Below are 15,198 nucleotides of genomic sequence, written 5' to 3' on the forward strand. Positions count from 1 at the left end.
AGGCGTGGTGTCACGCGTCGGAAAAGTCGGCCCACTGCCACGCATCGGGCGTAGCCAGCAACGCATCGACCAGCCGGAAATTCATCTCGTGGCTCGGCCGCAGCGCGCTCACGCGCGCGAGCAGCGGCGCACCGGCCAGCGCGAGATCGCCGATCAGGTCGAGCACGCGATGCCGGACGAACTCCTCCGGCAGCCGCATCCCGCCCAGCACGCGATTGCCGACGATCGACGCGGTGCACGACGGCCGCGCGCCGCGCAGGATCGGCACGCCGCGTAGATAGCCGGCGACGATCGCCGGCACGGCCCACTTCACGCGCCCGTACGAGCGCGACGGCGCGATGTCGGTCGCGAATGCGGCCGGCGTCAGCGTGCCGTCCCAATGCATGTCGCCGAAGCCGCGCAGGTCGTTGCGTACGCTCAGTTCGTAGCGCGGCGCCGGCTCGAGCCGCATTTCGCGCCGCTGGTCGCCATCGCCGTCCGTGACGACGACCGGCCGCAATACGCGGATGAAGCGCTTCGGCGCATCGAGCGTGACGCGGCCACACGCGCGGATCGCATCCACCCATGGCGTTGCGCTGCCGTCGAGAATCGGCACCTCTTCCGCATCGAGCTCGACGATCGCATGATCGATCTCGCATGCGAGCAGCGATGCAAGCAGGTGCTCGACCGTGCGCACGCCGATGCCGTCGGCATTGCGCAGCATCGTGCAGAGCGGCTGCGCACGGCGCAGCGCGGGATCGACGGGCAACGTCGCAACCGTGCGCCCGTGCTCGACCCGACGGAACACGATACCCGTCACGCCGTCTTCCGGACGCGCGGGCAGAATCCGCACGGCGACCCGGCGGCCCGTGTGCAACCCGTGCCCGTCGATCGTCAGCGGGCGCGCCAGCGTGCCCTGCCGCGTCGCCCAGCCGGTCGGCGCGCTCACCGGGCCACCTCGAGCGACGGCGGCGGCGACGCCTCGCCGACAACCGACGCCGGCCGCGTATCGAGCATCGCGCGCGCTTCGCCTTCGATCGCATGCTTCGCGGCGAGCGCCGCGACGGCCTCTTGAGCGGCATCGGTCGCCGCCACGGCATCGGCGCCGGTATCGGCCGACGCGCCGATCGAATCGACGATGCGCGCGGCCAGCGTCGTCACCGACGCGCCTTCGGCGATCGCCATCACCGACAGCTTGACCTCGAATGCTTCCTCGACCGCGAGGCCGAGCTCCATCCCCATCAGCGAATCCATGCCCATATCGAGCACCGACTTGTCGAGCGCGATGCGATCGGGCGTCATGTGCAGAATCCGCGCGATCTGCGCCTGCAGCGTCCGCGCGACCAGCGCGATCGCTTCGTCGCGCGGCAGCGCGAGCACCTCTTCGCGCAGCTGCGTGCCGCCATCGCGCGCATCGCCGCCCTTCGCCTGCGATTGCAGCAGCGCATACCGGCGCGCCTTCGCGGCCGGCATCCCGCGTGCGACCGCGTGCCAGTCGAGCCGCACCACCGCTTCGCCGGCCGCGCCCGCGGTCAGCACGCGCTCGAGCGCGGCCATCGCTTCGTCGGACGTGATCGACGCGCCGCCGATCCGCGACTGCAACGCTTCGCGCGTATCGGCGTGGCGTGCGAGGAAGCCGACGTCCTCGAGCGGCCCCCAGGCCATGAACGTGCCGGGCAAGCCCGCTGCACGGCGATGTTCGACCAGCGCCTCGAGGAAGGTGTTGGCCGCGACGTAGTTCGATTGCCCCGGATTGCCGAGATAGGTCGTCGCCGACGAATAGACGACGAACAGGTCGAGCGGCAGCCCGCGCGTCGCGCGATGCAGGTTCCATGCGCCGGCCACCTTCGGCGCGAGCACCGCGGCCATCCGCGCATCGTCGAGATTGCGCACGAGGCCGTCGTCGATCGACATCGCGGAATGCAGCACGCCCTTCAGCGGAAGGCCGCGCCGGACGATCGCGGCAATCATCGCGTCGACCGCCGCCGCATCGGTCACGTCGCACGACACGACGTCGACGGTGACGCCGAGCGTATCGTGCCAGCGCGCGACCTCGTCGAGCGCCGGCGCAGCGAGTTCGCCGGAGCGGCTCGCCAGCGTCAGCCGGCGTGCGCCGCGCTCGATCATCCAGCGCGCGCTCGCGAAGCCCAGGCCGCCCGTGCCGCCGACCACCAGGTATGCGCCATGCGGATCGAGCGCGAGCGCCTCCGCCCGCGCGACGCCGCGCGTCGGCGCGGGCGTACCGGACGGATAGGTCACGAGCACCTTGCCGATCTGGCGCGCCTGCTGCATGTAGCGGAACGCATCCTCGGCCCGCTCGGCAGGAAACGCGCGATACGGCAGCGGATGCAGCACGCCTTCCGTGAACAGCGCCATCACTTCACCGAACAGCCGTGCGGTCAGCTCCGGCAACGCGCCCATCAACTGATCGGCGTCGATGCCGAAATAGCTGATGTTGTTGCGGAACGGCCGCAGGCCGATATGGCTGTTTTCGTAGAAATCGCGCTTGCCGAGTTCGAGGAAACGGCCGAACGGACGCAACGTATCGATGCTGCGCACCATCGCCTCGCCGGCGAGCGAATTCAGCACGATGTCGATGCCCTCGCCGCCCGTCATCGCGCGAATCTCGTCCGCGAAGGCCAGGCTGCGCGAATCGAGCACGTGATCGGCGCCGAGCAGACGCACGAACTCGCGTTTCTCGTCGCTGCCGGCCGTCGCGAACACTTCCGCGCCGAAGTGGCGCGCGAGCTGAATCGCGGCGATCCCTACGCCACCCGCGCCGCCGTGCACGAGCACGCGCTCGCCGCGGCGCAGCCGTGCGAGTTCGACCAGTGCGTAGTACGCGGTGAAGAACGTGGTCGGCACCGTCGCCGCTTCCTCGAACGACAGGCGTTCGGGCTTCGGCGCGATGGCCTGCGCGCGTGTCCTCACGCGCGTCGCGAACGATGCCGGCGCGAAGCCGAGCACCGCGTCGCCCGGCGCGAATTCCGTCACCGCGCGGCCCACCCGGACGACGCGGCCAGACAGTTCCATGCCGATCGTCGCGCCCGCGAAGCCGGTCTCGACCGCTTCGTCGGACAGGAGCCCCATCGCATACATCACGTCGCGGAAATTCAGGCCGGTGGCAACCGGCTCGATTTCCACCTCGTCGTCGCGCAGCGCGCGTTCCGGCAACGCGAACCATTCGAGATTGCGCAACGAACCCGGTGCGTCGAACCCGAGCACCGACGCGCGCGCCATCGCGCCCGCGCTGCGCGCCGCGGCCTGCGCGGCCGTCAGCATGCGCGGCACCAGCCGCCCGTGTGCGCTCAGCACGACTTCTTCCTCGACCGCCGCGCCGGTCAGCTCGCGAATCAGCGCATCGGGAATCCCTTCCGCCGTGCGATCGACGTCGATCAGCCGGCACGCGAGTTCGGGATGCTCGTTCGCCAGCACGCGACCGAGGCCCCACAGCGTCGCCTGTTCCGGGTGCGCATGCGCGACCCCGGCGAACGGCGCGCCGCCGCGCGTGACGACGGTCAGTCGCGTGGCCGCGTTCGGCTGCGCGCCGAGCGCGCGCACGAGTGCTGCCAGCGCGATCACGCCGTGACGCAGCGCGGCCATCAGGCCGTCTCCCGTCGTCGTATCGGCGAGCGGCGTCTCCGGCGCGCAGAACACGACATGCGCCGGCTGCCCGGCCGGCAACGACGCGATCGCGTCGGCCGCATGCGTGACGTCGACGATATCGGCCGGATAGCCCGCGTGCGCGAGCGCATCGGCCAGTCGCCCGCCGAAACCGCCGGCCGCGTCCGGGGCGTGCATCACAAGCCATTGTTCGCTGCGGGCGAGCCCCTCGAGATCCCTCGCGTCGCTGCCGTGTTGCGGGGCAGCAGTACTGGCCGGGTTGCGCGCGATGACGAACGTCGGCGTGCCATCCAGATCGAGCCCCTGCTCGACATGCCGCACGACGTCGACATAGCCCGCGCGCGCCAGCGCCGCTTCGAGATCGGCCGGCGCCAGCGGCGCGGACGCATCGGCCTCCGTCGTCGCCGCCTGCGGGGCGAACACGATGTCGGAGAAGCGGCCGCGACGCAACTCCGACAGCAGCAGCAAGCCGCCCGGCGCCAGCCACGACCGCATCGCATTCAGTGCATCGGCCGGATCGTGACGGCCGCTCAGCGCGCGGTTCGCGACGATCAGGTCATAAGGCCCGGCATCGTCGGCGGACAGCGACAAGCGTTCGCCCGGCTGCAACGCCACCGTGCGCACCGTCGCTTGCGCATCCGTATCGAATCCGGCCAATTGTCCGGCCGTCGCGGCGATCGTGTGATCGCAGCGCGCGGCGGCGAGATGCATGCCGAGCGTCTGCAGCACGTCGCCATCCGTCGCGCCCAGTTCGAGCACGCGCAGCCGGCGCGTCGGCTGCCACGCGTCGACCGCCTGCTCGACGCCGGCCGTCAGCAGCGCATGCACGTGCTGCCAGGTCGGCGATGCGGCAAGCAGTTGCTCGACCAGACTGTGCCCGGTCGGCGACAACCAGCGAGCATCGTCCTTCGCACCGTTGAGCACGTCGGGCAGCGCCGCGCCGCAATGGGCGAGCAACGTCAGCTCGGCCACGTGCCCCGGCGATTCGGCCAGCAGCCCGCGCCACAGATCGTCGAGCGGCGGCAGCGCCGCGCACGCCGCATCGTCGCGTACCAGGCGCGCGCCGTCACGAGCGGCAAGACCATCCTCGACGAGCATGTCGGCCAGGCGTGCAGCGAACGCCGCCCGCTCCGGAGCAGGCTGCCACGTGCCGGCGAACACGCCGAGCGCATCGAACGCGCGGAGCACGTACAGGCTTGCCAGCACGTCGAGCAGCGGCAGGATTTCAGTCAAATGCTGCGTCCGGTGGCCGTCGAGGCCGGCGGCATCGACGCGCGCGACGGCTTGCGCGAGCAGCGCGTCGGGCGCCGGCAACGCGGCCGCGTCGACGTCGTTCGGCAGCGGCATCTCTTCGAGGCGGTAGACGAAACGCGAAGGCAGGTTCTGGCGGCGACCGACGAGGTCCACGCGCCGGAACCGGCATGCGCCGAGCCGCGCCACGATCGCGCCGTGCGCGTCGAGGAATTCGAAATGCGCGACGATCGAATGCGGGCTGCGCCGGTCGATCCGCGCGAGCACGCGGGCGACCGTGTCGCCGCGCAGGTAGTCGACCCGGCCGATCTGCACCGGCACGTAAGCCGGATGCTCGCCGTCGCGCGCCTGCGCGGCAAGCAGCGCGAACAGCGGATGAAACCCGCTGTCCATCAGCGCCGGATGCAGCAGATAGGCGGACAGCGCCCGCGCATCGCCGCACGCGGCCGGCGCGGCGACGTCGGCCAGCGCGGCGTCCTCGGCCGCGGCAACCCGCACGGTGCGGACCCAGCGGAACGCCGGCCCGTAGCCGAGGCCGATCGCCGCGGTATTCGCATACAGCGTGTCGCCGTCGACGGCCGGCAGCGCGAGCAGGCGCTCGAGCGTCTCGGCCGGCACGCTGCTCGCGGCGCCGAGCGCGTTGCCGCTTTCGAGCATCCGCCCCGTCACGTTCAGCGCCCATGCGCCGTCGGACATCCGGTCGCGCGTCTCGATCGTGAACGTCGCGGTGCGGGGCTCGATCACGAGCCGAAACAACTTCGCCTGCTGCGGCTGGAACACGACCGGCGTGCGGATCTCGACGTTTTCGAGCGCCGCATCCGGCGTATCGAAGAAGGTCCGCGCCGCGGCGAGCGCCATTTCCACGTAGCCGGCGCCCGGGAACGCCACGCCGCCGTCGACGACGTGATCGGCCAGCATCGGCAGCTTCGCCGGATCGAGCTGGTTTTCCCAGCCGAATGCGTGTTCGTGCAGGCGATAGCCGAGCAGCGGATGCTCGCGGCGGCGATCGACGAGACCGTAGCCTTCGACGGTCGGCGTGAGCCAGAAGCGGTCGCGCTGCCACGGATAGGACGGCAATGCCGCACGCGATGCGCCGGGCGCGAAGCGGTCGGGATCGACGCTCGCGCCGTGCGCGATCGCCGCGAGAATCGCTTGCCGCAGCGTCGCCGCGCTGCCGTGATCGCGCTTGAGCGTCGGCAGCGCCACGCCTGTCACGCCGGCGGCCGTCATCGCCTGCTTCACGTAGGTGCGCAGGATCGAATGCGGCGAGACTTCGATGAACAGCCGGACGCCCTGCTCGATCAAGTGCGCGATGCCGTCGCCGAAGCGCACCGGCTCGCGGATGTTGCGCCACCAGTAGCGCGCATCCAGTTCGTTGCCGGCCAACGAGCCGCCGGTCACCGTCGACACGAACGCGCCGTTGCCCGGTCGCGGCCGCACGCCGGCCAGTTCGGCCAGCACCACCGGCTCGATGCGATCCATGTGGCTGCTGTGGAACGCATAGTCGAGATCGAGCATCTGGAAGAACTTGCCGCTGCCGCGCAGCGCCGCTTCCAGCGCCTGCAAGCTCTGCAGTTCGCCTGCGAGCGTGACCGCATCGGGGCTGTTGATGCCGGCCACCTCGACCCGGCGCGCCAGCCCGTGGCGCGCGATCAGCTCGCGCGCCGCCGCCTCGCCGATGCCGACGGCTGCCATCCGGCCGCTGCCGCGCGTCATCGCCTGCGCGCGACTGCGGATCTTGATCACGCGCACCGCGTCGGCGAGCGACAGCGCGCCCGTCACCCACGCCGCGGCAATTTCACCGACGCTGTGGCCGATCGCCGCGTCGTAACGCATGCCGCGTGCGTCGATCACGCGAATCATCCCGACCTGGATCGCGAACAGCAGCGGCTGCGCGTTCTCCGTCGCGGCGAGCCATTCGGCGCCCGCGCCGGCCAGCCATTCCGCGCTCGGGCCGCCGCGCATCACGTCGACAAGCGACGGGCTGCCGTCCTCGCACCACAGCGCGTCGACTTCGTCGAGCGCCGCACGGAAAGCCGCGTTCTCCGCATAGAGTTCGTTGCCCATCCCGACCCACTGGCAACCGTTGCCCGAGAACACGAGCGCGGTGCGCAACGCGTCGGCGGGCGCCTGGCCGGTTGCGACGCAGGCCGGCAGCCCTTCCTGCGCCGGCTGCGCGAGCGCCGCAAGCGCCGCACGGCCTTCCGGCACGGCGGCGGGCGCGACGATCGCGCGATGTTCGAACCATTGACGTCGACGCGCGGCCGCGCCGGCAAGCGCCTGCCAGTCGGCGCCGTTGTCGAGCATGGCCAGATAGCGGCCTGCGAGCGCCGCGAGCGCATTCGCGCTGCGCGCAGTCAGCACGAGCGGCGACGGTTGCGCTTGATTCGGCGCGGGCGCTGCCGTCGATACGTCGTTTACGACCGGCGCCTCGGTCAGCACGACGTGGGCGTTCGTTCCGCCGAAACCGAACGAGTTGACGCCGATCGTCAGCGGCGCGCCGCCCGCGTCGAGCGGCATGTAGCGATCGACGACACGCAGACGCCCGCCGTCGAAATCGATCCCGGGATTGGGCGTGACGAAGTGCAGCGAGCGCGGCACCGCGCGATGCTTCAGGCACAGCACGGCCTTCAGCAGGCCGGCCATGCCGGATGCCGTTTCGAGGTGGCCGATGTTGGTCTTCACCGAACCGATCAGCAGCGGACGGTCCGCCGGGCGCTCGCCTGACACGACGTCGATCAGCGCGCGTGCTTCGATCGGATCGCCCACTGCCGTACCGGTGCCGTGCGCCTCGAGATAAGCGAGCGACTGCGGATCGATGCCGGCGCGTGCATACACGCCGCGCAGCAGCGCTGCCTGCGCGGCCGCGCCCGGCACGCTGATCCCGCCCGGCGAGTGGCCGACCGAATTCACGCCGGAGCCGGCGATCACCGCATGGATCGTGTCGCCGTCCGCCAGCGCGCGATCGAGCGGCTTGAGCAGCACGACCGCACCGCCTTCCGAGCGCACATAGCCGTCGCCGGTCGCGTCGAATGCGCGGCAACGGCCGCGCGGCGACAGCATCGACGCCTTGGAGAAGCTGACGAAGCCGAACGGGTGCAACAGCAGGTTGACGCCGCCCGCGAGAGCCACGTCGGCTTCGCCGGACTGCAGCGCCTTGACGGCCTGATGGAGGGCGACGAGCGACGACGAGCAGGCGGTGTCGACCGTCATGCTCGGGCCGTGCAGGTCGAACAGATAGGACACGCGGTTCGACGCGATGCTCAGCGTATTGCCGGTCGCCGAATACGGATCGATCACGTTCAGATCGTCCATGTTGCGGTTGCCGTAATCCATGCTGGCCGCGCCGACGAAGACGCCGCAGTTGCTGCCGCGCATGTCGGCCGGGCGCACGCCGGCGTCCTCGAACGCTTCCCATGCGAGTTCGAGCAGCAGGCGCTGCTGAGGGTCCATCTGGGCCGCTTCGCGCGGAGAAATGCCGAAGAACGCGGCGTCGAAGCCGGCGACGTTGTCGAGCACGCCGGCCGCGAACGTGTAGCTCTTGCCCGGTTCGCGTTTGGACGGGTGCTGGTAGAAATCGGTGCCGAAGCGGTCGGCGGGGATTTCGGTTACTGCGTCGCGTTCGTCGCGCAGCAGTTGCCAGAAGTCGCCAAGATTGTTTGCGCCCCCGGGAAACCGACAAGCCGCCCCAATTATTGCAATCTTACTATTCATCTTTTATGTCGCTTTCTCGGATGCGTGCGGTTCTTCCGCGCGATTTCCGTCATCTTGTACCACATGCAGCAGTGCAACCCCAAGCTCTTCGGCTGCCAAATTCCGGCATTCTGGAGTATCTGTGCCGTAATTTCGCCAAATGAAGTAGTCGCTGGTTTGTGGAGAAACGCCCAGCTTTTCGAATACGTGAGGTAACGCGGGAACGTGGTCGCCGTAAAAACAAACGACCGTTTCACGATCGCTGGCGCGTAAATGATCGAGCAAGCGGCCGATCATTGCGTCGGCGTTTTCAATGTGTCTCAGATAGGCAGTCAGATCGCGCCAGGATGCGCCCTCGCCCAAAGTATGCCGTGAAGAGGATTCTCCAGGCAAAACCTGCTCGAGATGCAACGGGCCGTGGTTTTCCATCGTCATCGCGAAGACGAAGCGCGGAGAATCATCGCCCGCCCGCTCGAGTTCGGCGATGATCGATTCGGATACTGCGGCATCCGCCACATACGGACCGGCACGGGACGCCGATGCAAAATGGCGGATATCGAGAAAACGTGTAAAACCGAGCAGCGGAAATACCCGGTTCCGCCCGAAGAAATCGGCGTAATAGGGATGAATCGCGACTGTATCGTAGCCGCAACGGTCGAACCAGGATGCAAGCGACGCGACTTTATTTCTTACAAACGCGTAAGGATAAAAGCGCGCATATCCGAGCGAAAAGGATTCCGTGCCGGTCAGCACGGCGAATTCCGTTCGCATGGTATTGGCGCCCCACGCCGGCACCGTCATCTCGCCATGCGAGACGGCCTCACGGCGCGCCTCGTCGAAGCGCGCGAAAAGCACCGGCGCGACCGCATCACCGAGCCGGCGTGCATCGAAGAACGATTCGCTCTGGATCATGATCACGTCGGGACGTCGCGCGGACTTACCCGTTGCGAACGGCCCTGCCGCCACAATCTCGCGGAACCGCCGAAATGTCGCGGGACGCAGGCCGTTGAGCAGATAGGCAACGAACACCGCAAAAAAACCGAGGCGACGCTGGTCGGCATCGGGATCGAGCGTCAGCGGCACCCGGGCAGCCACGAACACGGCAAGCATGAACGGTAGTACTACCGCGAGCCAGGCCAGCGCGCGGGAGCCGGCAAGCACGGGGCGCTCGATCACGAAACCCGCGATCACAAGTACGATGCCGGCGCCGATCGCGACGACCTTGCCGATGCTGAGGAATGGCAAGTAAAGACGGGGATGCGAAAACAACTGGCTGAACAGGCTGAGATCGGTAAATACGAACGGCTCGCGCAACGACTCGTACTTCGCATTGCTGACTGCGGCGACAAGGCCGACGAGCGCAATCGACGCGCAGGCCGAAAACAGCGATCGGCAGGTGGCGGCGAACACCAGGTCGAATACGAAGAGTACGGCAACAATATGAAGCACTGACGACAGCAGCGGGCGCCGCAGTGGCGCGCGCGGGACAGCGACCGTCTCTACCGCAAACGACAGTGCAATGGTGGCCGCCAGCGTCACGGCAAGACGCGCGCTCAATTGGCTCGGTCCTTCGACGGAAGATACGACAGACGGTCAAGAATCGCATCGGCCAGCGCCGCGGGTAGCAGCGGCAGGAGGCGCATGCCGAACGCGAGCAATCCGGGAAACGCAATCTCGCTTCGGCCTGCATCGAGCCGACGGCGGATGTATGCAGCCGAACGCTCGGCGCTCCAGAGGAACGGCTTGTCGCCGGGGAATACGTCGCTCATCGCCGTCTTCACAAAGCCGGGCAGGATGATCGTGACGCCCACGCCGTCGCGCGCCAGCAACGGGCGCACCGAATCGCCATAGGCCTTGATCGCGGCCTTGCTCGCGCAATAGGCCGGTGAGATCGCCATGCCGCGCAACGCGGCGATCGAACTGATCATCGCGATACGGCCGCGCCGGCGCTCGCGCATCCGGTCGATGACTGGCAGGACCGTATGCAGCGTGCCGTAGAGATTCGTATCGATGACGCGAGCCGTGCGTTCCAGGTCTTCCCAGTCGCTCGCATTGGCGATCGTGCTGGCTACGCCGGCGTTCGCAATCAGCAGGCCGATCGGGTGACGGGCGTCGAAGTCGGTTAACCAGTGGGACACGGCCGTCGCCTCGCGCACGTCTATCACGCCCGTTTCAACCGTTGCGCCACGTGCACGGCACGCGGCAGCCGTTTTCTCGACCTCGGCGAGATTGCGGCCGACAACGCCGAGCGTCGCGCCCGGTTGCGCATAAACAAGCGCCAGTGCGCGGCCGAGACCGGCACTTGCGCCGGTGATGACGATGTTTCGCGGCAGTTGATCAGGCATCCGCGCGATCCAGGCGCTCGACCGCCCCCGCGACCGCCATCTCAATGCCGGTTCGGGTGTAGAAATCGCCGTTGATTTGCGTGTGATGCATCACGTAATCCAGGAACGCGTGATAGAGGTTCATGTCCGGCAACTCGCCGCCATGCCAGAAATCGTCGAGTTTCCCCTGCCAAGTCAAGCCGGGCATATTATAAATGGCGGTCCCGAGCGCCACTAGCGGGCGCTCGTGGTGCAAAGCCGACAGCCCGACAGTGCTGTTTACCACGACAACGCCACGCGCATGCTCGAGCAGCGTCGGCAAATGGCCCGAGTTGATGAAACGGACCCGATCTCCGATACCGACCTCGCGCGCAATCGACATCGCGAAGCGGTGGTATTCGATCATGCCGGTATCGAGCGGGTGGTTCTTGATCAGCAGAGTCGCGTTGTGCGGCGCGTGTCGGGCGAACGAGCGCAGGACGTAGTCAATCGCATCGCGCACTCCTTCAAATGGCGAATGCACGACGATCTGCGCATCGGAGTTGAGTTGAAGCGGGAACAGGTAATAGGGCCGGCCGGAGCCGAGCAATTCGCGCGTGACCGCGTCGGCCTGGCGGCGATGCCGCCCCTGCAAAAGCGCACGAAACGCAAGTCCTGCGTATTCGACGATTCCATTGTGCGGGCGGTGACTGCGATAGCGAGGAAAGCGCCACGCGAGCAGCGCGTTGGCGACCCGGTATGTGATGTCGTGAAAGACGCGCTCGTACAGGTTGTAACCGGTTGGCACCCCGGGCTGCGCCGCCGGAATGACATCGCGCAGCTTCGTGTATTCCTGCGGATCCACCGGCATTCGCGAGCGACCGTTCACACCGTAGCTTTCGAGCGTGATCCAGTGCGGGCGCACGTAGCCCTCTTCAAACACGTGCACGCGCACACCGAATTGCTCTGCGACAGGATGCATGTGCCGGTGAACTTCGCGGCAATCGCCGAACATCAGAACGTCAGTGATGCTTTCTCGGCGGATGAAGTCGGCATACCATGTGGAAAGCTCGGACACCAGCCCAGCATAGTTGAACGCATTGCGAGTCTTGCCGTAGAACCAATCGCCGCCACAGAAATTAACGCGATGTATCGCGTGGCCCCGCTCAACCAGCACGTCTGCGAGCCGACTAAAAAATAGCGAAGCCGTGCCTTGCAGCACAAGAAATGAGCGAGGCATCAAAAATACCAACCAGCGAATTGACCCGACCGAAGCAAGTCTGCTTCGGCCCCCTTGAAGCGAGTCTTTTTTGACTATTAAATTTCCAGCTGGCGGCTTGCCGGCTCGTCTTTCTAGTAGCCGGTGAATATAACACCTCTCTCCCGAAAAGAAAAATTGGACCGATCGAATCGGTCGGGCGCATTTGCGCAAATGTAACGCGACCGGGAAGGAGATAGCACAATCCCCCCTCGCTCGCTATAATCAGCCGCCCCCGCTCTGGACCGGCGCGCTTCGTCCTCCGGCAGAAATGCAACAACATGCCGGACGCCTCCCGACCGCGCCCAGACGGGGCGACAGGTGATCGAAAGGGGCGGCAACAGCCTCTTAACCATCGCTTCGTGACCGTGTCATTAAATTGAATCTGCTCTCTAGTTGAAAGGCGGGAATATTCCTTTCGACGGCATGCGAAGAGCCAATCAGCGTGGATGGAAGGAAGTTGGAAAACGTATCTGGCAGCACCTCAATCTCTACGTCCGGAACACCGAAAGCGAACCTGTTTGGACGCCTGAAAAAGCTCAACCTCCTTTTCGTTGCGACAGTGGCCGTACCCACGCTGATCGCGACCCTTTATTACGGCCTCATCGCTTCCGACATCTATGTGTCGGAGACGCGCTTCGTGGTCCGCAGCGCACAGCGGGCCGCACAAACCAGCATGGTTGGCGCCCTGCTGGAGGGCACCGGCTTCGGACGTGGACAGGATGAAGCATATCCCGTTATCGATTACATTCAATCACGGGACGCGCTCGCAGAGCTCAACCAGCACAACTACGTCGCCGATGCATACTCGAGGCAAGGCGACTTTTTCAGTCGCTTCAACGCAACGCTCGACGGCAGCTTCGAGTCGCTGTGGAAGTACTATGGCAAGCACATCGTCTCAGTCAATCTCGACTCCGCCTCGTCAATTGCGACTCTGCAAGTACGTGCTTACACAGCCGAAGATGCGCACCGAATCAGTTCGCAGCTGCTGAGACTAAGCGAGCGACTCGTCAACCGAATGAATGAACGCGCGACTGCAGACACCGTGCAATTTGCACAGCGTCAGGTCGACGTTGCCGCCACCAAGGCCAAGGATGCTGCGATCGCACTCGCCGCGTACAGAAACTCGAACTCGGTGTTCGATCCCGAAAAGCAATCTGCGCTTCAGTTGCAGCAGGTTACGAGCCTACAGACTCAGCTGTTTTCCGCCCAGACCCAGTTGCGGCAGCTACAGTCGATCGCTCCACAAAATCCGCAGGTGGCCGTCCTAAAAAATAGCATCAGCGAGACCGAACAGCAGATCAAAGAAGCGACAGGTGGCGTTGCAGGCGGCAGGAACTCTCTGTCAAACAAGACAGCAAGCTATACACGCCTGCAACTCGACGCTCAGTTTGCCGACAAGCAGCTTGCATCCGCAATGGCAGCCATGGAGACTGCGCGCGCCGAAGCGCAGCGCCAGCAACTCTACCTGGAACGCCTCGTTCAACCCAATACACCAGACGTCGCGATCGAGCCGAAACGGCTGAAGTCGATCTTCGAGGTTTTCGCGCTCGGAATGATCGCTTGGGGTATCCTCGGCCTCCTGCTCGCGGGCGTGCGTGAGCACCACGACTAACGAGTGGCAATGGCACATCACGATACCTCGCTATCTCGCTCACTCGCGATCCAGACGCGCGTCGTGAGCGCTCTGCTGATGCGAGAAATCCTCACGCGATTCGGTCGGCACAACATCGGCTTTCTGTGGATCTTTTTCGAACCGATGATGTTTACGGTGGGGGTGCTTGCACTGTGGACGCTCACCAAGGCAACCCATGGCTCGACACTGCCGATAACGGCATTCGCGATCACCGGATACTCCCCTGTTCTGCTGTGGCGCAATTGCGCGAATCGCTGTGCGCTGGCAATTCTTCCGAACCAAGCTCTGCTCTATCACCGTAACGTGCGCGTCATCGACTTCTTCTTTGCTCGCCTCCTGCTAGAAATATCGGGCGCAACGATGTCGTTTACGTTCCTCTCCGTTCTCTTCATCGCCGCAGGCATGATGAAGCCGCCCGAAGATCTGACGATGATCATCGGCGCATGGTTTCACTTGGCCGTTTTTGGCACCGGGCTCGCGCTCATCATCGGTGCACTGTCCGAGCGCAGCGAAGCGGTAGACCGCATCTGGCACACCATTGCTTATCTTATGTTTCCGCTGTCCGGTTCGATTTTCATGGTGTCGTGGCTACCAGAGAAGTTTCAGAGAGCGGTTCTACTGCTGCCGATGGTGCATGGCACGGAAATGCTTCGGGGCGGCTATTTCGGATCGCTCGTCAAACCACATTACAGCATCCCCTATATGATCTTCAGTGACATGATCCTTTTGCTGGTCGGTCTCTATTTCGTTCGGGATGCCAGCATGAGAGTGGAACCCGAATGATCGAGCTCGAAGGCGTCTGCAAGGACTATCACACGCGGCAAGGCACCCGACGCGTACTGAACAAGATCAATTTGCAGGTTCGGCAAGGCGAGAAAGTCGGCATCCTGGGTCGCAACGGAGCCGGTAAATCGACGCTGATCCGGATGATAAGCGGAGCCGAACTACCAACTGCCGGCCGAATTCGCCGGAGCATGCAAGTGTCTTGGCCGCTCGCATTCGGAGGGGCGTTCCAAGGTAGCCTGACCGGCATGGATAATCTGCGATTCATCTGTCGCGTCTATGGCGCCGACGCAAAGGCCGCAGAACCATTCGTCCAGGAATTTTCGGAGCTCGGCTACTATTTGCGCGAACCGGTAAAAAGTTACTCTGCTGGGATGCGCGCTCGTCTGGCGTTCGCCATCTCAATGGCCATCGAATTCGATTGTTTCCTGATCGACGAAATCGTGGCAGTCGGTGATAGCCGGTTCCATGCAAAATGCCATCACGAGCTGTTCGAACGACGCAAAGACCGCGCACTGATCATTGTGAGTCACGATGCAAGCTACATCCGGGAACATTGCGATCGTGCAGCAGTACTGATTGCTGGCAAGTTGCACTCATTCGATGTGATCGAAGATGCGTATGCGTTTTACCAGGAGAACGCCGCCTGACAACCCGTACAACCAACGTTG

The 15,198-nt window shown here is 65.4% G+C and carries 8 protein-coding genes; 3 read left to right on the forward strand and 5 right to left on the reverse strand.

Annotation, left to right across the window (positions count from 1 at the left end; translation table 11 throughout):
• Positions 1 to 10: 10 nt before the first annotated feature.
• From WT24_RS22790 to WT24_RS22810, 5 genes are read right to left on the reverse strand one after another with little or no spacing between them, the layout of a single operon-like run.
• Positions 11 to 928, reverse strand: coding sequence for a UDP-3-O-acyl N-acetylglycosamine deacetylase (locus WT24_RS22790; RefSeq protein ID WP_060035927.1), 918 nt, complete (start codon positions 926 to 928; stop codon positions 11 to 13).
• Entirely contained in the window at positions 925 to 8,568 is a 7,644-nt protein-coding gene (locus WT24_RS22795) for a type I polyketide synthase (RefSeq protein ID WP_060035928.1), read from the reverse strand. The genes WT24_RS22790 and WT24_RS22795 overlap by 4 nt, the downstream gene beginning before the upstream one ends.
• Before the next feature lie 3 nt (positions 8,569 to 8,571).
• On the reverse strand, positions 8,572 to 10,104 hold the full coding sequence (locus tag WT24_RS22800) for an LTA synthase family protein (protein WP_060035929.1): 1,533 nt from the start codon (positions 10,102 to 10,104) through the stop codon (positions 8,572 to 8,574).
• Positions 10,101 to 10,892 (reverse strand): SDR family oxidoreductase, encoded by a 792-nt coding sequence (locus WT24_RS22805; protein WP_060035930.1) that lies wholly within the window; start codon positions 10,890 to 10,892, stop codon positions 10,101 to 10,103. Before WT24_RS22805 ends, WT24_RS22800 begins: the two co-directional genes overlap by 4 nt.
• On the reverse strand, positions 10,885 to 12,090 hold the full coding sequence (locus WT24_RS22810) for a capsule biosynthesis protein (RefSeq protein ID WP_060035931.1): 1,206 nt from the start codon (positions 12,088 to 12,090) through the stop codon (positions 10,885 to 10,887). Before WT24_RS22810 ends, WT24_RS22805 begins: the two co-directional genes overlap by 8 nt.
• Positions 12,091 to 12,568: 478 nt before the next feature.
• Between WT24_RS22810 and WT24_RS22815 the strand changes: the two genes are divergently transcribed.
• The 3 genes from WT24_RS22815 to WT24_RS22825 are packed head-to-tail and all read left to right on the forward strand — an operon-like array spanning position 12,569 to position 15,177.
• Positions 12,569 to 13,723 (forward strand): hypothetical protein, encoded by a 1,155-nt coding sequence (locus tag WT24_RS22815; RefSeq protein ID WP_060035946.1) that lies wholly within the window; start codon positions 12,569 to 12,571, stop codon positions 13,721 to 13,723.
• A 9-nt stretch (positions 13,724 to 13,732) separates the two neighbouring features.
• On the forward strand, positions 13,733 to 14,527 hold the full coding sequence (locus tag WT24_RS22820) for an ABC transporter permease (protein WP_060035932.1): 795 nt from the start codon (positions 13,733 to 13,735) through the stop codon (positions 14,525 to 14,527).
• Positions 14,524 to 15,177 (forward strand): ABC transporter ATP-binding protein, encoded by a 654-nt coding sequence (locus tag WT24_RS22825; protein WP_060035933.1) that lies wholly within the window; start codon positions 14,524 to 14,526, stop codon positions 15,175 to 15,177. Before WT24_RS22820 ends, WT24_RS22825 begins: the two co-directional genes overlap by 4 nt.
• The last annotated feature ends 21 nt before the right edge of the window (positions 15,178 to 15,198 follow it).

It is taken from the genome of Burkholderia sp. MSMB1078WGS, from assembly GCF_001528895.1.
Taxonomy (GTDB): Bacteria; Pseudomonadota; Gammaproteobacteria; order Burkholderiales; family Burkholderiaceae; genus Burkholderia.